Here is an 18,741-nt window from a genome sequence, read left to right on the forward strand (position 1 = left end):
CAATGAGTAAAAAGTTGCATATCAAAACCTGGGGCTGTCAGATGAACGAGTATGACTCCCAGAAAATGGCGGATCTGCTTGACTCCACCAACGGCTATCAGCTAACAGAAGAAGCTGAGCAAGCGGATGTGATCCTACTCAATACCTGTTCAATTCGTGAAAAAGCACAGGAAAAAGTATTCCACCAACTGGGTCGCTGGAAGCTACTCAAAGACGACAACCCGGATCTGGTGATTGGCGTCGGTGGCTGTGTGGCCTCTCAGGAAGGCGACACAATTCGTCAACGCGCGCCTTTTGTTGATATCGTATTTGGCCCGCAAACTTTGCACCGTCTGCCAGAGATGATCAAACAAGTGCAGAGCAAACAAGGCTCTGTGGTCGATATTTCATTCCCGGAAATCGAGAAGTTTGACCGCCTGCCAGAGCCAAAAGCGGAAGGTCCAAGTGCCTTTGTCTCTATTATGGAAGGCTGCTCTAAATACTGTACTTTCTGTGTTGTACCTTATACTCGTGGTGAAGAAGTAAGCCGTCCACTTGATGATGTTTTACTTGAAGTTGCTCAGCTGGCAGAGCAAGGTGTGCGTGAAGTAAACCTGCTAGGTCAGAACGTAAATGCCTATCGTGGCGAAATGCACGATGGCGAAATTTGCTATTTCTCTGATCTGCTGCGCTTTGTGGCGGCCATTGATGGCATCGATCGCATTCGTTACACCACCTCGCACCCTGTTGAGTTTACACCAGACATCATTGACGCATACGCAGACGTACCTGAGCTGGTTGATCACCTGCACTTACCGGTTCAAAGTGGCTCAGACCGCATTCTGAACCTGATGAAGCGTGGCCACACGGCGCTTGAGTACAAGTCGACTATCCGCAAGCTGCGCAAGATCCGTCCGAACCTGAGCATGAGTTCTGACTTTATTATTGGCTTCCCGGGCGAAAGCAAAGCGGATTTCGAAGCGACCATGAATCTTATCAACGACATTGGCTTTGATATGAGCTTCAGCTTTATCTATTCAGCGCGTCCGGGCACGCCAGCGTCTGACTTGCCTGACGATGTCACCGAGCAGGAAAAGAAAGAGCGTTTGTACTTGCTACAAAACCGCATTAATCAAATGGCGCAGGATATCAGCCGCAAAATGCATGGCACTGAGCAGCGTATTCTGGTCGAAGGTCCGTCGAAAAAGAACCCGATGGAATTGCGTGGCCGTACCGAGAACAACCGAGTGGTGAACTTTGAAGGTCCTCACTCAGTGATCGGTCAGTTTGTTGACGTACGTATCACAGAAGCACTGCCAAACTCACTACGTGGTGAGCTGATCAGGACCGAAGCTGAGATGGACTTACGCCGTGATGTTGCACCATCTGATATCTTAAATCGTGCCCCGGCAGAACCTGAAGCCAACGAACTGGGTGTAGCGACCTTTACGCCTTAGTCTTGGAATTTCGACGCCAGCTGATGCTGGCGTCTTGTTATTAGGAAGTTGTTTTGAGTAACCAAGTCAAGAATATCGAATTTTATCTGGAACCCTCCGACAATCACCGCCTATCTTCTTTGTGCGGGCCTTTTGATGACAACCTGAAGCAAATCGAACGTCGTCTGGGCATAGAAATTACCCACAGAGATAACTGGTTTAAAGTCACCGGCCAGCCGGTTGTGGCAAAAGCCGCCGTCGACATCTTGAAATCTCTGTATGTCGAAACCCAGCCTGTGCGCGGTAAATTTGCGGATATTGAACCGGATCAGGTTCACCTGGCGATCACCGAAGCGAACTGCCTGGAGCAGGAAGCCCCGGATGTGTGGGAAAAAGAAGTGTTTATCAAAACACGTCGTGGTGTGGTTAAGCCTCGTAACCCCAACCAGAGCCAGTATGTGGCCAATATTTTGACCCATGACATCTGCTTTGGAATTGGTCCGGCGGGCACAGGTAAAACTTACCTGGCGGTAGCAGCGGCGGTAGATGCCCTTGAGCGTCAGGAAATTCGTCGTATTCTGCTGACTCGCCCAGCCGTTGAAGCCGGCGAAAAACTCGGTTTCTTGCCCGGCGACCTGACGCAAAAGATAGACCCTTATTTGCGCCCGCTGTACGACGCCCTGTTCGAAATGCTGGGCTTTGAAAAGGTCGAGCGTTTGATCGAAAAGAACGTGATAGAGGTTGCACCACTGGCCTACATGCGTGGGCGAACACTGAACGATGCCTTTATTATTCTGGATGAAAGCCAGAACACCACCACAGAGCAGATGAAAATGTTCCTGACCCGGATTGGCTTTAATTCCAAAGCGGTGATCACCGGTGACATCACTCAGGTGGATTTACCACGCGGTGCGCGCTCTGGTCTGCGCCACGCCATCGATGTATTGGGTGAGGTAGACGAGATTTCGTTTAACTTCTTCAAGTCTCATGATGTGGTACGTCACCCAGTGGTGGCACGCATTGTTGAGGCCTACGAGAAAAAAGAAGAAGCCGAGCGAAAGGAAAAGTTTAATAAACAGCAGGCAAGATTACAGGCACAGGCCAATACCGCGCCAGCTGATACACAGCCAAACGCCAACGACGAGGAGCGCTCATAATGTCGCTTGAGGTAGATCTACAGATTGCCAGTGACTTCGCCAACCTGCCCTCTGCTGAACAATTTCAGTTGTGGGCCGAAAAAGCACTCCTTGCGTATAAGGAAGAGGCCGAGGTCACCATACGAATTGCAGACGAAGCGGAAAGCCAGGAACTGAACAGTCAGTACCGTGGTAAAGACAAGCCAACCAATGTGCTGTCTTTTCCTTTTGAAGCGCCGCCTGGGATTGAGCTGCCTTTAGTTGGCGACCTAATTATTTGTCCTCAGGTGGTTTTTCGTGAGGCCGAAGAACAGGAAAAAACGTTCCATGATCATTTTGCCCATATGGTGGTACACGGGTGCTTGCATTTGTTGGGCTTTGACCATATAAATGAACAGGACGCCAATGAAATGGAAAGTCTTGAAAAAGAATTCTTAGCCGATCTGGGCATTGCTGACCCATATCGAGATGACGTTTAACCGACTGGAGTAACACACCGCAATGAGCGACGAAAACTCGCAAAGTAGTCAGGGTTCTTCGAGCAAGACCTGGCTGGGACGCATCACTCAGATGCTGCAAGGGGAACCCCAAAATAAAGAAGAGTTGGTAGAAGTAATTGCCGACGCGCAGGAACGAGCCCTGATCGACCCTGAAACCAAAGACATGATGGAAGGCGTACTCAGTGTTTCTGAACTGAAAGTCCGAGACATCATGATCCCACGCTCACAAATGGTGACGCTGGATATTGATCAGGACCTGGAGTCGCAGTTGCCCGCTATGGTTGAATCCAGCCATTCGCGCTTTCCAGTCATTTGCGAAGACAAAGATCATGTCGAAGGCATTTTACTGGCCAAAGACCTGCTACCGCTGATCGTTCAGCGCGACAGTGAACTGCCAACCATCCGTGAATACTTGCGACCTGCTGTTGTGGTGCCAGAAAGTAAACGTGTTGACGCGCTGCTCAATGAGTTTCGTCAAAAACGCTATCATATGGCCATTGTCATCGATGAGTACGGCGGTGTTTCGGGTCTGGTGACCATCGAAGATATTCTGGAAACCATCGTAGGTGAAATCGAAGATGAGCACGACAACGAAGACGAACAGCAGGCCATTCGCCAGCTCTCTAAACACGTGTTCAACGTTCAGGCGCTGACTCCACTGGATGAATTCAACGACTTCTTTAAAACGGAATATGATACGCAAGAAGCAGACACCATAGGCGGGATCATCTTGCATGCTTTTGGCCATATGCCAAGCCGGGGCGAAACCATTGATATTGCACCTTTGCAGTTCAAGGTTACCAACTCGGACAATCGCCGTATTTTGCAGTTACAGGTGACCATGCCAAAAGCTGAACATGTTGAAGACGTTTTCGAATAAACTCACCACCCTACTAAAAGACAAGTTTGCGTGGCTGGCACTGCTTAGCGGTGCCTCTCTTACCTTTAGTTATGCCCCGTTTGGGCTCTGGCCCCTGACTTTTGTAGCGCTCGCAGTAGCGTGTTTTGTCACCGATCAGCCCACAACCCGACACGCCGCGAAATATGGCTTTTTATTTGGCTTTGGTTGGTTTTCAGCCGGGATAAGCTGGGTACATGTTTCCATCGCTCAGTTCGGGGGGTTGCCCTTACCGGCCTCACTGTTGTTAATGGGCCTGCTCTGTGCCTATCTGGCGATTTACCCGGCACTGGCCTTTGCGCTGGCGACACGCTTCTCTGATAAACCCTGGCAACGTATTGCGCTGCTGCTCAGTGGGTTCGCGATATTTGAATACCTGCGTGGCACCTTACTGACCGGGTTTCCGTGGTTGAGCTTTGGTTATAGCCAGACCGACGCACCGCTCAATATGCTTGCCCCCTGGATTGGCGAATTTGGTCTGACCCTGGTGTGTGTATTGCTTGGCGCACTGCTGTACTACCTGCTCTGGCAAAGACGCTATCAGCTGACCATGATTGCCCTGCTGCCTGTGCTAGCGCTCACCCTGTTTACACGCATAGCGGATAATCCGGTGCACTATAACGGCGAGCAAACCCGAACCTTGCTGGTTCAGGGCAATATTCAGCAAAGCCTGCGCTGGGAGCCTGAGCAATTCTGGCCGACTATGTCTAAATATCAGGATATGACCCGGCCATTGTGGCAGCAGGCCGACTTAGTTGTCTGGCCGGAAGCCGCCATTCCTGAGCTGGAAGACCTGGCCTTCGACTTTTTGCAAAATCTGGACAAAGCAGCAGCTTTTAATCAAAGCGCTTTGATCACAGGGATCCCGGATTACCAATTTGATACTCGTAATGTGTACAACACTTTAATTGTGGTTGGTAAACAACATGAGGAGGATGAGCAAGGCCACTATCGCTACCTGCACCCTAACCGTTACCAGAAACACCAGTTGCTGCCCATCGGAGAGTTTGTTCCCTTTGAAGAGTGGTTACGACCCATTGCACCGTTGTTCAATCTGGCTATGTCTTCGTTCTCTCGAGGAGAGGCAAAACAAGCTAATTTGATAGCCAATGGATTGCATATTTTGCCCGCAATCTGTTATGAAATAGCCTTCAGCGAGTTGGTAAGGAACAACTACACAGACCGTTCTGACATCCTGTTTACGGTGAGTAATGACGCCTGGTTTGGTGACTCTCATGGTCCACATCAGCATATGCAAATTGCTCGAATGCGTGCGCTTGAGCTACAACGCCCTCTAATCAGAGTGACCAACAACGGGATCAGTGGGATTTATGATCCACTCAGCCAGACTCAGCATACGCTCCCTCAGTTTGTTGAGGAGACGATGTTACTGGACGTAAAACTGATGAGCGGAAACAGCTGGTATAGCCAACATGGAAACAAATGGATCTGGATATTATTAGCGTTTCTGACGGGGCTAGTCATACTCGACAAAGGATTAGTCAGAGTTAGATACCGAGTTGAACGTGACTATTTATAATTGTAGTCACGACTGAATAATGAGATTTCCGGCTGCCCCCCAGGTACTAAACCACCTCGCAAATGCACCATATTTGTGAGCTTTGTGCGTTAGTAAAGTGCACAAACACTCTAATCACCACCCACAAAATCATTAAGACATTGAAAATATAATACATTTTCTTTGTGGCATGGTTCTTCCTTATTCAACAACAATGAATTTGGCAGGAATGCAAACATGCTCTATACAATTATCGACACCCTAAGTCTGGTCTGGCGAATAGACTGCAGCGTATGGCCGCTGCGGGACCAACAGTTTAATAGTGAGGAAAGCTAACATGGCTGCCAAACTCTCTTCCACTCACCCCAGTGTGCTACGTGCTGTGCATATGGTACAGAGTCAGCAACTGACCATTCATGAAGCAGCCACACAGTTTGCCTTATCGCAACGGACGCTCTATGCAGCACTTCGGGGTAAACAGCCCCACACTCAGTCGCGCTATTCACAGCTGTTACGTCAAAAGCAACAGCTGGAGTCTCAGCTTCGTCAGATCCGTGAAGAACTGGCTTGTATGCAAAAGGATGACTATGCGACTCACAATTGAGCCCCTCACACAGCTCACTGTGGTGCAACAACAAGCGCTTGCGTGTCAATTACAAGCCTGTGTCGCTCAGGGGGCATCCCTGGGGTTCTATCAGCCTCTGTCTGACGCTGACTTGACCGATTACTGGTCTCAGGTCAATATTGAACTGGCAGAGAAAAAACGCCTCTTGCTTGGCGCTTACGTCAATCAGCTGTTGGTTGCCTCGGTACAGCTGGCCCCTTGTCAAAAACAAAATGGCAGACATCGGGGAGAAGTCGAAAAATTACTGGTCCATCCCGATTATCAGCGTCAGGGCATCGCCCAAACACTGATGCAACGTCTCGAAGTTTATGCCAGTCAGCTGGGCATAAAGCTCTTAGTGTTAGATACACAAAGTGGTGATAAATCAGAACAGTTTTATCAGGCAGTTGGTTTTAGCAAAAGCGGAGAGATCCCGCACTTTGTCAGTGATCAACAAGGCGCCCTGTATGCCACCAGCTATTATTATAAGTTGCTTGGTCAGAGTACCTTAGCAAGCAACTCGTCTTCGCTAAGTTAATAAATCAAGCTTCACGTATTACAACCGTTGAATTAGCTAAGCTCTTCAAGCTTTAAGGAGGGAAGTGGACACCTCCCCCTTATAACTTATTTAGGCTCAGTGCCGCAGATACCACCTACCACTTCATTGGTATCTGTATTTTCAATCCAGAATGTCACAGCATAGTCTACAACCTTTCTTCTGATCAGGTAACTACTGCCTGCTTTGGCATCAACCCAAACACAGCCGTTTGCGAATGTGTTCTTATGGCGATATTGGACTTCTATCGTGTGGACACCCTTGTTAACGTTTAAAACATCTGGAGCAGGGGAAATATTCCCTGGAAGCGCTAACATTTCTCCATTAAGAGACTTTATTACAACACGCTGATCGAGCCCTGTTAACAACGTGTGTTCCTTTTCTGTTTCTGTTTTTATGACCGCAAAACTGCTTTCTTTCGTGACATCAACTCCCTTTTGAACGTGCGTGCTCGCACACCCAGATAAACCCAGAATAAGTACTGCTCCAAAGATTTTTTTCATACAACCTCCAAATATATATTTAATAACGTTCATTTCGTATCGGCGATAGAAAACCATTAAACACTGGTGAAATTTATTCCATTGCTGTTTATGAGGGAGATGCGAGCCCAATAGTATTCAAAGCTACAGCAAATAGAACTAGCCAATTTAGAATGGATATCCTCAATGTCTTTCCCTATTCCGGTGGCCAAATTAACTAAGCCACTGCGCCCACCTACAATACGAAATGTACATTGGTATCAGATAGGCAGCCGACTTCCCTATTTTCCACCAGCCAAGTCTATAAAAGTGCCGGTGGCATAGCTTGCCTGCTCACTGAGCAACCAGGCGATGGCGCTGGCCACTTCTTCGGGTTTACCGCCCCTTTGTAATGGTAGAAGTGAAGCGAGCCTGTCGACTCTGCCGGGCTCACCACCATCGGCATGAATATCGGTGTAGATGCAACCCGGGCGAACGCAATTAACCCGGATCCCTTCTGCTGCCAGCTCTAGGGACAAACCTCGTGTAAAGCTATCAATGGCGCCTTTTGCTGCGGCGTAATCTACGTATTCATTGGCACCACCCAAATAAGAAGCTGCCGATGAGACATTCACTATGGCGCACCTGTCCATCTGGTGATGGGCACGGATCTGTTTAAGCACTTCTCTGGCACAGATAAAATACGGTGTCACGTTAGTACACAACATCTGATTGATACGCTCTGCGGTCATATCCTCCACGCGCATTTGGGTGTCCAGCACTCCAGCATTATTGACCAGGTGTGAAATCGGCCCAAGCTGTGTTCTGATGTCGTCGCACAACTTAACCACCTGTGCTTCTTCGCTAATGTCAGCCACAAAGCGCTCGGCAATGCCACCCTGGGCGCGGACCTGAGCAACCACCTGCTCAGCAGCCGCATGATTCGATTTGTAATTAACCGCCACCTGGTAGCCCTGCTCAGCCAGTAAGTTCGCGGTTGCCGCGCCAATTCCCCGGCTGGCGCCTGTAATTAACACCACCTTTTTCATTGTTATTTTTTCCTTACACCGATTTGCTAATAAAAAGGGGTGCCTCGCACCCCTTTTTATTGATATGCATTGAATTTATCAGACTCAATGCTTTTTCATCAAATGCTGACTCGCATCGTTTAACGACCAAACTCCGTAGGCGCTGGCGGCACCGTGAGCTGCTTCTTCGGGTTCGCTTTCATCTCTTTAAGCAACTCCTCAACAGCACGCTCTACTGACGGATCTTTACCCGCGTGGATAAGCTCCGGACGATCAATCACCTCGATGTCAGGGCTGACACCCTCATCTTCAATAATCCAGTTGCCATCAGTGTCCAGAATACGGAAAGTTGCAGCGATCACCTGACCGCCGTCAACCAAACGTGGGTTGCCCGAAATACCGATCAAACCACCCCAGGTACGCGTACCGATCAATTTACCAAGTCCTGCCTGACGGAAGTAATAAGGCAGTGCGTCACCACCAGAGCTGGAGTAACCATTGATCAGCATAGCTTTAGGGCCATCGTGAGCAAACTGAGGTGTTTTTGTCGGCTCAACACCACGACGCTTCCAGTAGTTCAGAGGCTTACGTGCCAGCCAAGTGATCATGTGCTCAGGAATGAAGCCACCACCATTGTAGCGGTCGTCGATGATCAGGGCATCCTTGGTTGTTTGTGGCATAAAGTGCTTAAACATTGCACGGTTACCTTCAAACAGCGTATTTGGCAGGTGGACGTAACCAATGCGACCGCCCGATAGCTTGTCAACATAGTCCATACGAGACTGGACCCACTCCAGATAGCGCAGGCCACCTTCACTGGCGCTTGGCTTCACTGTCACCTTCCAGGCACCGTCCAGACTCGGGGTATTATTGAGACGCAACTCAACCTGAGTGCCCTGAGTATTTTCCAGCAGTTCGTAGAAGTTGCTAACGGTGTTTACCGCACGACCATTGACCGACACAATATAGTCACCCTTACTGGCGTTAACACCTGGCTCGCCTAATGGGGAGCGGAACTCTTCATGCCAGTTTTCACCCTGGTAGATTTTTTCGATGCGCACAAAGCCTGAGCTGTGCGCACTGATCTGGGCACCCAACAGGCCATGTTTCTTACGTTTCGCTTTAGGCTCATCACCTGACTGAACATAGATGTGACCCGCGTTGATCTCACCGGCAATTTCGCTCAGGACATAGTCCAGATCATTGCGGTGTGCCACGGCATCAGCCATCGGCTGATAGCGCTTCAGGATAGCATCCCAGTCCTGACCATGATGGTTCTCATCATAGAACCAGTCTCTGAGCGTTCGCCAGCCTTCAACATACATTTGTTGCCATTCAACTTTGGGGTCGATCTTCAGTAACATGTTACTAAGATCAAGTTGTGTTGCTTTCAGGTCTTGCTTGGCTTTAGGCTTAATCACACTGTACTTACCGCCTGCGCGAACAATCAGGTGCTCACCGCCAGCCGCCAACTTATAGGCCTGCACACCATTAGCAACCGTTTGCACCTTGCCATCTTGTTTAGTAGGGATCAGCTTCAATGTGCCTTCGGAAAGCGCCAGTACGCCGTCTTTGACACCACTTAAGTCGCCATAATCACCCGCTTTGGCAGGCAATGCCACAACCCGAGACATAAAGCCATCTACCTGTAAGTGGTTTTCAGTTTTACTGTCTTTGGCGTTATCATCTTTCTCTTCGCTGACAATTGCCGCTTCATCGCTGTTAAACTGTGTCAGAGATGCAACCTTGTCATTCACTGCTACGGCATAAAGGCGTGTTGCATTGTTATACAAATAAGCAAACTCATACGAACTGAAGGTCAGATTGAAATCGCGCTCCGATGTAAAATACAGATACTGACCATCCGGTGAGAAAGTCGGATTCTGTTCATTGGTCATATCATCTGTCAGGCGACTCAACGCTTTGCTTTGGGTATTGTAGTGCCACAAAGAAGCAAAACGATTGACATTGTTCTTCACAAAGATCAGATCTTCGCTGTTTGGAGACCAGGTATACTGCGTGATGCCATCATCATCATACTTGCCAGTATCGATCTTATGCAGCTCTCCTGAGCTTGCATCCAGCCACCACATAGTGTGATTCTTATCGGCAAAAAGCAGCTTAGAACTGTCAGCTGACCAAATAGGATCAAAGCGCCAGATAGTACCGTTACTGGTAAGTTGCTTAACTTCATTGTTATTGGCGCGATCTTTCAGGTAAATCTCATACTCACCCGTCGCGTCACTCATATACGCAATATAACGACCGTTCGGTGACCAGCTCGCAGCAATTTCACGGCCTTCTGCCGTCATGCTCAAGTTACGTGTCGGACCCTGTTCAACCGGGACCGAGAATACTTCACCACGCGCTGTGAATAGGGCACGTTTACCATCGTGAGAAATATCCATTGAGTCGATGAACTTGCTGACATTTTTTGTGTAAGGCATCGCATACTTACGTACCCCGGGCACATTGATGGTCAGCTTTTCAGTGGCTTTGGTTGCTTCATCAAAGCGATATAAATAGCCGCCGTTTTCATACACAATGGCATTCGGCCCGGCAGATGGCCACAGTACGTCGTACTCACTGTGGTTCGTCATCTTAACCGGTGCTTTCCCTTCACGGTATTTATACAGGTTTAGGGTATAGTCGCGGTCAGATACGAAGTAAATGCTGTCGTTGACCCAGGTTGGCTGCTGATCGGTTGCTCTGTGCTCGGTCAGCTGTTTTGAGGTGTTGTTTTCTAAATCATACACCCAGACATCCTGGGCACGACCACCCCGGCTGCGTTTCCAGGTTCTGAACTCGCGATCAATAGGCGTATAGACAAACTGCTTACCATTTGGTGACAGCATGCCACCACCACTTTCCGGAATGGCCAGCGGTTGCTCTAATCCACCATCAGCTGGGATCATGTATGGACGGCCCATACGTTTACCCCACGGCGTACGGTTGGCACGAAACACGATATGCTTGCCATCCGGTGTCCAGTCAAACACTCGGTAATCAAACCCGCCACGTGGCGGCATTGGGCCCACATCATTGTAGTAAGTAAGTTGCTTCAGATTAGAGCCATCGGCATCGATCACATAAATCTGTCGGCTACCATTGTACTCTGCCGCAAACGCGATGCGTTTTCCATCTGGTGAAAATTTAGGGAAAGTCTCAAAGCCAACATGGTCGGTCAGGCGGGTGCTATTGCCCGATTTGGTATCCGCAATATAGATATCACCGCCATATACAAAAGTGACTTTGTCCTGATGAATATCAGGAAAACGCAGTAGACGCGTGTCCTGAGTTTGATATGCAGCCGCCAATGGCGCAGCTACAGCCGCAATGGCGGCAACTAGATGCTTGAGTTTCATAAGCCTCACAAGTTAGTTTTGTTATTTTATCTCATTTATAATAACAAGTCTGTTCCTAATTACAGCTAACTTGCGGCCAAAAGCTTGTTACAAAATATGAAACCCGGATTATCTATCCATAAGGTGGTAATTCAACACGTGATCACTGAAAGTTCAGAACTTCCACGCCTCTGTCTTCTTTAATGTGCTCTATCACCATATATGTGTGATTAGTGCCGACTCCTGGTATCTCAACAATCTGCCCCAGTACCTCGCGATACTGACGCATATCCTGCACCCTAATCTTCAACAGGTAATCAAATCCGCCGGCAACCATATCGCAGGCTACGACATTGGGAATCTCCAGTACGTGCTGCCTGAAGGTTTCAAATACCGACTCAGTAGAGCTTTTCAGCGTAATTTCAACATGCGCAACCAAGTGCTGACCCAGCTTTGCGGCATTTAACTGGGCAGCGTAGCCCTCAATATATCCTTCAGCTTCCAGCTTTTTCACGCGATCCAGACACGGGCTGGGACTCAGATTGACGGCTTTCGCCAGGTTTACATTGGAAATACGGGCATTTTTTTGCAGGATATCCAGAATTGCCATATCGATCCTGTCGAGCACCCGCGTTTTAATTGAAGTGGTCATTCAGCATAAAATTCTGTGCAGCTTCGCAATTACCCGCAAATTTACCGTAATCAAAAAAAATAAGACAGCATATTCTGCTGTCTTTTCGATAGAATGTCCCCGAAATTTGACGTAACCGCCACATTAAGATCGTATCCGTGGCAAACCATTTATTAGAACGCGAGACTGGCTAAAAGTTGAACACGCCCTGAGGTGTGTTAAGGTTAGCACTATGACCGCATCATATTGTCGTAATTGAGACTTTTTGCAGGTACCGCCCAAACTTAATAGGTACGCAACGACTAGCAAGTACTTACCAACCTTGTTAGCACGCAAAGCATTAAGTTGTTCAATTTACAATCATTTTTGACTCTTATTTTATGAGGCTGAGTTATGCTTTATAACGGCGATTTGACAACCACCTGTCCTATCAGACAGAAGATCCGCGATTTTTACCGCATCGATGAAAACGAAGTTATCGACCATATTCTGCCGCTGGCCGAAGTGGGCGTAACGGCACGCAGCCGCGCCTGGGAAAGAGCCCGTCAGATGGTTTTGAATATTCGTCGCGATCAGGATGGCCAAAATGGTGTAGACGCACTGCTTAACGAATTCTCTCTGTCATCAGAAGAAGGCGTCGTGCTGATGTGTCTGGCAGAAGCCCTACTTCGCGTGCCAGATAAAGAAACTCAGGATCAGCTTATTCGTGACAAACTGGCCAAAGGTGACTGGAGTTCGCATTTAGGTAGCAGTGATTCTCTGTTCGTCAACGCCTCGAGTTGGGGTCTGCTGGTTACCGGTAAGATGGTGAACTACAGCGATAAAAACCAGGAAGAGCAGTTTGGCGTTCTAAAACGCACCATTGGCCGCCTGGGTGAGCCTGTGATCCGTAAGTCTGTAAACTTTGCTATGAAGATCATGGGTAAGCAGTTTGTTATGGGTGAGACCATTCAGGACGCCATTACCCGCGCCGCAGAAAAAGAACAGAAAGGCTATGTATACTCTTACGATATGCTAGGCGAAGGCGCACGCACAATGGCCGATGCTGAGCGCTACTACCAGAGCTACATGAATGCGATCCATGCCATTGGTAAAGCTGCAGCAGGCCGTGGCCCAATCAAGAGCCCCGGCATTTCTGTTAAGCTTTCTGCTATCCACCCACGTTATGAATTTTCTCACAGCGACCGCGTAATGGACGAGCTGGTGCCAAAGCTGAAAGAACTGGCTGTGGCAGCCAAACAATATGACATCGGCTTTACCGTAGATGCTGAAGAAGCCGATCGACTGGACATTTCTTTAGACGTGATTGAAGCCGTCTTCTCAGCTCCGGAGCTGGATGGCTGGAATGGTTTCGGTCTGGCGGTACAAGCCTATCAAAAACGTGCCATTTTCGTTGTAGAATGGGTTGCAGATCTGGCACGACGTGTTGGTCGCAAGCTGATGGTCCGTCTAGTAAAAGGTGCTTACTGGGATACGGAAATTAAAACCACGCAGCAAGATGGTTTAGACCACTTCCCGGTATTTACCCGTAAAGCAACCACTGATGTGTCTTACAAAGCCTGTGCTATCAAGCTATTGGAAGCACGTGATGTATTGTTCCCACAGTTTGCAACACACAACGCCTACACAGCCGCAACCATTCTTGAAGTTGCGAAAGGCGACAACACTGGATTCGAATTCCAGCGTCTGCATGGCATGGGTGAATCATTATTTGATCAAATCGTTGAAAGCGAAGGCATTCAGTGTCGTGTTTATGCACCGGTTGGTCACCATGAAGACCTGCTTGCCTACCTGGTACGTCGTCTACTGGAAAACGGCGCTAACTCATCGTTTGTAAACGCCATTGTCGACACCACTAAGCCGGTAGAATCATTACTACCAGATCCGGTTGAAACCCTGCAAGGCCTGCGCAACAAATACAACAAGCAGATCAGCCTGCCTATCGAGCTATACGGTGATGAACGCCCGAACTCAAAAGGTATGGATCTGACTGATATCAATGTACTGACGCCATTTAAAGAGAATCTGGACAACTGGTTCAACGAGCACCGCATTGAAGAAAGCGACGTGCCTGAGGGCCGTATGGCCGTGCGTAACCCGGCCAATCACACAGAAATTGTCGGCCATGTTCCTATGCACGATGACGCCTACATGCAAAGCATTCTGAGCAATGCCGAGAATGCCTTTGCCGAGTGGTCACAAACGCCTGTAAAAGAGCGTGCGGATCTGCTGCGTCGCGTTGCCGATATTCTTGAGCGTCATCACGATGAGCTGGTTGCTATCTGTATTAAAGAAGCTGGTAAAATCACTCAGGACGGCATCGATGAGGTCCGTGAAGCTGTCGACTTCTGTCGCTACTATGCGGCGCGTGCCGAAGAGCTGTCGAAAGATGAGCGCTTTGAAGCCCGTGGCGTGATTTTATGTATCAGCCCGTGGAACTTCCCGCTGGCGATTTTCCTTGGTCAGGTTGCCGCTGCCATTGTGACTGGTAATACAGTTATTGCGAAACCTGCTGAGCAAACCAGTATGATTGCACTGCGTTGTATCGATTTGATGCGTACCGTCGGTTTGCCAGAGCATGTTGTTCAGCCGGTGATTGCCCGTGGTAGCGAAGTGGGTAAACACATTGTACCGGATGAGCGTATTCAGGCCGTGATGTTCACAGGCTCTACTGAAACCGGCACCCTGATTTCACAGATCCTGGCTGAACGTAACGATATTCAGGTCCCTCTGATCGCAGAAACGGGTGGTCAGAACTGTATGGTGGTTGACTCAACAGCACTGCCTGAGCAGGTTGTGGATGATGTGATTTCATCTGGTTTCCAAAGTGCAGGTCAGCGCTGTTCTGCATTACGTGTCTTATTCCTGCAAGAAGATGTGGCTGACGGCATTATCAAAATGCTTCAGGGTGCACTGCAAGAGCTGCATGTTGGTGACCCGGCAATGTTATCTACGGACGTGGGTCCGGTGATCGACGAAAAAGCATTGAATGCCTTAACCAAGCACGTTGACTTTATGAAGAGCAACGGCAAGCTATTGTTCGAAGCCAAAATCCCGGACAACAGCGAAAACGGCGCGTATTTCTTTGCACCGCGTTTGTATGAAATCTCTGACCTGTCAGTACTTAAACGTGAAGTCTTTGGTCCGGTCGTCCATATTATCCGCTTCAAAGGCGAAGATCTCGACAAGGTGATAGACCAGATCAATGGCACAGGGTACGGCCTGACTATGGGTGTTCACTCACGTATCGAAGCGCGTTGCGAGTACCTGGCTAAAATGTCTCGTGCGGGTAATGTCTACGTTAACCGTAATATGATCGGTGCCATCGTTGGTGTTCAGCCGTTTGGCGGTCGCGGCCTGTCTGGTACTGGTCCTAAAGCAGGTGGTCCAAACTATCTGTTGCGTCTGGTCAAAGAGAAAGCCTCTCCGGATAACGTACAGATGACGAACCTGACACCAGATGAGCTGGAAACGCACCACTTCCCGGGTGCTGTAGAGCAGGTTGAAGCGCTGATGCAAAACTCGCTGCGCGACGAGAAGATCTGGCGTGCCACGCCGCTGAATGACCGTGTTTCTGCAGTACGTCAGCTACTGGCTAAGGTCGCGACGGTTGAGATCATCGACGAGTTAGCTGATGACTTAGCCCTGACGCTGGCAGATGCTCGAGCCCAGTTGAACCGCCTGGAAAAACGTATGCGTTCACACATCGTATTACCTGGGCCAACGGGTGAATCTAACACCCTGCACCTTGAGCCTCGCGGCTGTGTAGTGTGTTATGCCGATAAGAGTACCTCCTTTAACTTCTGGGCGTTGTCGGTCATTACCGCTCTGGCTGCAGGTAACACAGTAATTACGGTTGCCTCTGAGTTATTCTATGAAGAAGCTCAGGCATTCCGCGATAAGTTTATCGCAACTGGCGTTGCCGAAGGGGTATTCCAGGTTGCTAAGCCAAACCAGTTACAGGCTATTCTGGCGCACCCTCACCTGTCTGGCGCAGTGGTTGCTGCCCGCTCATCACGCCTGGGCTACTTCAGTCAGCAACTGGCTGCGCGCAAGGGCGCCATTTTGCCCGTGATCAGCGCTGAGTACTACGATACGTTGATCAGCCGTCTGGTGACAGAAAAAACAATTAGTATTGATACCACGGCATCAGGTGGTAATACCTCTCTGATGACACTGGTAGAAGATGACGAATAATAGAATTCGTTGAATCTTAATTTTACTTAAGCCGGCATTCGCCGGCTTTTTTATATGTAATTTCAATAGCCTTAACACAGTTGTAATGCACAAATTACAAGCCTGTACCTTGATTTGTAGCAAAACTATTTCATTTTTTAGTTAACCGTTATATTGTGCCTGCTTCTCTCACAAAGTTAGGGGCTATGTGTGCAAAAGAACAAAACCATCGGCAGCATGTTAATTGTCGCCGGCACCACAATTGGAGCTGGTATGCTGGCGTTACCTATCGCTTCAGCAGGGCTGGGCTTTACCACGGCTTTACTCTTAATACTGGCAACCTGGATGTTAATGACTTATACCGCATTACTGATGTTAGAACTGCATCAGTACGCCAGTAAAGAAGCAACCTTGAATACGTTGGCCAAGCGCATTTTAGGAAAGAAAGGTCAGTATGTTGCTAATTTCTCCATGGTCTTCCTTTTCTATGCATTGTGTGCGGCCTATATCGCGGGTGGGGGCGCTCAGCTACAAGAAAAGCTCTCCGCCTTAACCAATATGAAGATAGCACCTCAGGCAGGTTCTGTGTTGCTGGCAATACTTGTTGCAACAATCGTCACTCTGGGCACCAGTACGGTTGATAAGCTCAATCGTGTGTTGTTTGCGATCAAGATAGTCGTTTTGGCCAGTTTATTTTTTGTTCTTACCCCCTATGTGCGCGGACAGCACTTATTAGATATGCCGGTAGAGCAAGGGCTGATCATCTCTGCACTACCCGTTATCTTTACGTCATTTGGTTTTCATGGCTCTATTCCTTCCATCGTTAAATACGTTGGGCTTGATATACGAACTTTAAGAAAAGTAATGATAGTCGGGGCCTCACTACCCCTAGTGATTTATATCGGCTGGCAACTGCTTAGCCAAGGTGTGATGGCACAGAGCGCCCTGCTCAACAGTGAAGGTTTGCCAGGATTCGTCGCCAGTATTTCTAATATTGCCCATAGCCCGCAAGTGAGTACGTTTGTCACCCTGTTTGCCGATCTGGCGCTGGCAACGTCATTTCTTGGCGTCAGCCTGGGTCTGTTCGACTTTTTTGCAGACGCCTTTAAAAAACGCAATACCGTGTCTGAGCGAGTGATCACTGCGCTGATCACCTTCTTGCCTCCTCTTGGCTTTGCACTGTTTTACCCGCAGGGATTTATCATGGCACTGGGTTATGCCGCTATCGCACTCGTTGTACTCGCCATTTTCCTTCCCGTTGCTATGGTCTGGCAACAGCGTAAAACGCATCAGACCGAAGGTAACAACCAGTCAGCTGACGGCTACCAGGTTATTGGTGGCAATGTTGGACTGATTTGTGCGGGTTTATGTGGTGTGCTGATCATTTCTGCTCAATGTCTGCAAATGCTGGGTGTGATCCCCGCGCTTTAACAATTAACCACACTTTTTGCCTCGATTTAACTGTGGCTGGCGATATAATGTCCTCACTAAGACATTCCCAGCCGTAGTTAAGAAGGACCGCATGAAACATCTCATCCCCCTTATTCTTCCAACCGTTTTGCTTATTGCCTGTGGCGGAGAAAACAGCGAACCGTTAAAAGCCGATCCAAATTCGTCAAGTAACAATGACTCATCGGATACAGGCTCAACCGTACAAAGTTGCGGCAACGATTTTAGTGCACAACGCTCGCTCAACCAATTTGAGCGCACCGCTGTTTTTTGGCAGATTGAAGGGTCACGGTTGCAGTCAAAACCGCAACTGCTTATTTACGCAGACAAATTTTCATTAAATGCTTCTCACCAGCTCAGTTCAGATGAAACATTGTGTTTGCTGGCAGCCGACATATTTGGCTCAAGTGGTGCCCAGACTTGGATAGGTGATGATAATGGCTCGGTAAAACAGGGAGAATTGTATTACTACAGCCCTGCAATTACATTTACGGGTGCGTTGCCTGAGTTGGACTCTCTTGATGACTGGCGCAATCAAGGGTCTCCTGCGCATACCACATTAGCCTCCCCTGTCAGCGATATCACTATCTGGTATCGCGATAAAGATGACAATCGCTTTACGTTAGGCACATCAGAAAGCAACCAAAACCCTGTGACAATGAATTGCACCCAAGACGGATTCGCATTATCTTACTCACTATCACAAGTTGCACAGAGCCAGCTGGATACCTTAAACCCCAGCTTCTGTGAAACTCAGGGAACAGGTGATAGCGCAACAACACATTGCCTGAGCGTTGCTTTAACAACTACGGATAAACTAGAGTCATGCAAGTTTGGCACAACCAGCGTGGCGTTGCCTGACAGCTCGGGTAATAAAACAGCCGTAAAGGTCTCCGGCACACTCGCAATAGACAACGATGATGCCGAACTGAGTATTACTCAAATCGACATTAAGTAGTTTTTACCACACCCCGTCTAATACCAATTTGCTTAATCAAGTGTGCTATTTTGAGGCGAGAAAATA

General features: G+C 48.6%; 14 protein-coding genes. 10 read left to right on the top strand and 4 right to left on the bottom strand.

Going from position 1 to position 18,741, the window contains the following annotated elements; all coding sequences use genetic code 11:
- Positions 1-2: 2 nt before the first annotated feature.
- From miaB to CWB98_RS05275, 7 genes are all read left to right on the top strand, one after another.
- On the top strand, positions 3-1,436 hold the full coding sequence (gene miaB / locus CWB98_RS05245) for a tRNA (N6-isopentenyl adenosine(37)-C2)-methylthiotransferase MiaB (protein ID WP_046002924.1): 1,434 nt from the start codon (positions 3-5) through the stop codon (positions 1,434-1,436).
- A 53-nt stretch (positions 1,437-1,489) separates the two neighbouring features.
- The gene (locus tag CWB98_RS05250; protein ID WP_054017263.1) at positions 1,490-2,572 is read left to right on the top strand and encodes a PhoH family protein; all 1,083 of its coding nucleotides are present in this window, start codon (positions 1,490-1,492) and stop codon (positions 2,570-2,572) included.
- A complete protein-coding gene (ybeY, locus tag CWB98_RS05255) occupies positions 2,572-3,030 on the top strand; it encodes an rRNA maturation RNase YbeY (RefSeq protein WP_138543893.1) in 459 nt (152 codons plus the stop codon). Before CWB98_RS05250 ends, ybeY begins: the two co-directional genes overlap by 1 nt.
- 22 nt (positions 3,031-3,052) lie before the next feature.
- Complete coding sequence (gene corC / locus CWB98_RS05260) at positions 3,053-3,931, top strand: CNNM family magnesium/cobalt transport protein CorC (protein ID WP_054017264.1); 879 nt, start codon at positions 3,053-3,055, stop codon at positions 3,929-3,931.
- The gene (gene lnt, locus CWB98_RS05265) at positions 3,909-5,489 is read left to right on the top strand and encodes an apolipoprotein N-acyltransferase (RefSeq protein ID WP_138543894.1); all 1,581 of its coding nucleotides are present in this window, start codon (positions 3,909-3,911) and stop codon (positions 5,487-5,489) included. The genes corC and lnt overlap by 23 nt, the downstream gene beginning before the upstream one ends.
- 316 nt (positions 5,490-5,805) lie before the next feature.
- A complete protein-coding gene (locus CWB98_RS05270; protein ID WP_138543895.1) occupies positions 5,806-6,072 on the top strand; it encodes a helix-turn-helix domain-containing protein in 267 nt (88 codons plus the stop codon).
- Entirely contained in the window at positions 6,056-6,610 is a 555-nt protein-coding gene (locus CWB98_RS05275) for a GNAT family N-acetyltransferase (RefSeq protein ID WP_138543896.1), read from the top strand. Before CWB98_RS05270 ends, CWB98_RS05275 begins: the two co-directional genes overlap by 17 nt.
- A gap of 86 nt (positions 6,611-6,696) precedes the next feature.
- Here CWB98_RS05275 and CWB98_RS05280 read toward each other — a convergent pair whose 3' ends face one another.
- From CWB98_RS05280 to CWB98_RS05295, 4 genes are all read right to left on the bottom strand, one after another.
- A complete protein-coding gene (locus CWB98_RS05280; RefSeq protein ID WP_138543897.1) occupies positions 6,697-7,131 on the bottom strand; it encodes a hypothetical protein in 435 nt (144 codons plus the stop codon).
- Positions 7,132-7,391: 260 nt separating this feature from the next.
- Positions 7,392-8,138, bottom strand: a complete 747-nt coding sequence (locus CWB98_RS05285; RefSeq protein WP_138543898.1) for an SDR family oxidoreductase — start codon at positions 8,136-8,138, stop codon at positions 7,392-7,394.
- Positions 8,139-8,257: 119 nt separating this feature from the next.
- Positions 8,258-11,482 (bottom strand): S41 family peptidase, encoded by a 3,225-nt coding sequence (locus CWB98_RS05290; protein ID WP_171045589.1) that lies wholly within the window; start codon positions 11,480-11,482, stop codon positions 8,258-8,260.
- A 142-nt stretch (positions 11,483-11,624) separates the two neighbouring features.
- Complete coding sequence (locus CWB98_RS05295; protein ID WP_138543900.1) at positions 11,625-12,113, bottom strand: winged helix-turn-helix transcriptional regulator; 489 nt, start codon at positions 12,111-12,113, stop codon at positions 11,625-11,627.
- A gap of 372 nt (positions 12,114-12,485) precedes the next feature.
- On the opposite strand from CWB98_RS05295, the gene putA reads away from it, so the two are divergent.
- The 3 genes from putA to CWB98_RS05310 all read left to right on the top strand — a co-directional run bounded on the left by putA (position 12,486) and on the right by CWB98_RS05310 (position 18,675).
- A complete protein-coding gene (gene putA / locus CWB98_RS05300; RefSeq protein ID WP_138543901.1) occupies positions 12,486-16,289 on the top strand; it encodes a bifunctional proline dehydrogenase/L-glutamate gamma-semialdehyde dehydrogenase PutA in 3,804 nt (1,267 codons plus the stop codon).
- Positions 16,290-16,478: 189 nt separating this feature from the next.
- Positions 16,479-17,699 carry an aromatic amino acid transport family protein gene (locus CWB98_RS05305; RefSeq protein ID WP_138543902.1) on the top strand — a complete coding sequence of 407 codons (1,221 nt, stop codon included), beginning with the start codon at positions 16,479-16,481 and terminating at the stop codon, positions 17,697-17,699.
- Positions 17,700-17,790: 91 nt separating this feature from the next.
- Entirely contained in the window at positions 17,791-18,675 is an 885-nt protein-coding gene (locus CWB98_RS05310; RefSeq protein WP_138543903.1) for a hypothetical protein, read from the top strand.
- Positions 18,676-18,741: the final 66 nt, after the last annotated feature.

It is taken from the genome of Pseudoalteromonas rubra (genome assembly GCF_005887115.1).
Classification (GTDB): domain Bacteria; phylum Pseudomonadota; class Gammaproteobacteria; order Enterobacterales; family Alteromonadaceae; genus Pseudoalteromonas; species Pseudoalteromonas rubra_F.

Excerpts from the sequence above, each read along its gene's own strand:
- CWB98_RS05285 (WP_138543898.1), bottom strand. The coding sequence starts at position 8,138 with ATGAAAAAGGTGGTGTTAATTACAGGCGCCAGCCGGGGAATTGGCGCG.
- ybeY (WP_138543893.1), top strand. The coding sequence starts at position 2,572 with ATGTCGCTTGAGGTAGATCTACAGATTGCCAGTGACTTCGCCAACCTG.
- CWB98_RS05290 (WP_171045589.1), bottom strand. The coding sequence starts at position 11,482 with ATGAAACTCAAGCATCTAGTTGCCGCCATTGCGGCTGTAGCTGCGCCA.
- miaB (WP_046002924.1), top strand. The coding sequence starts at position 3 with ATGAGTAAAAAGTTGCATATCAAAACCTGGGGCTGTCAGATGAACGAG.
- CWB98_RS05280 (WP_138543897.1), bottom strand. The coding sequence starts at position 7,131 with ATGAAAAAAATCTTTGGAGCAGTACTTATTCTGGGTTTATCTGGGTGT.
- CWB98_RS05295 (WP_138543900.1), bottom strand. The coding sequence starts at position 12,113 with ATGACCACTTCAATTAAAACGCGGGTGCTCGACAGGATCGATATGGCA.
- CWB98_RS05275 (WP_138543896.1), top strand. The coding sequence starts at position 6,056 with ATGCGACTCACAATTGAGCCCCTCACACAGCTCACTGTGGTGCAACAA.
- corC (WP_054017264.1), top strand. The coding sequence starts at position 3,053 with ATGAGCGACGAAAACTCGCAAAGTAGTCAGGGTTCTTCGAGCAAGACC.
- CWB98_RS05310 (WP_138543903.1), top strand. The coding sequence starts at position 17,791 with ATGAAACATCTCATCCCCCTTATTCTTCCAACCGTTTTGCTTATTGCC.
- putA (WP_138543901.1), top strand. The coding sequence starts at position 12,486 with ATGCTTTATAACGGCGATTTGACAACCACCTGTCCTATCAGACAGAAG.
- lnt (WP_138543894.1), top strand. The coding sequence starts at position 3,909 with ATGTTGAAGACGTTTTCGAATAAACTCACCACCCTACTAAAAGACAAG.
- CWB98_RS05270 (WP_138543895.1), top strand. The coding sequence starts at position 5,806 with ATGGCTGCCAAACTCTCTTCCACTCACCCCAGTGTGCTACGTGCTGTG.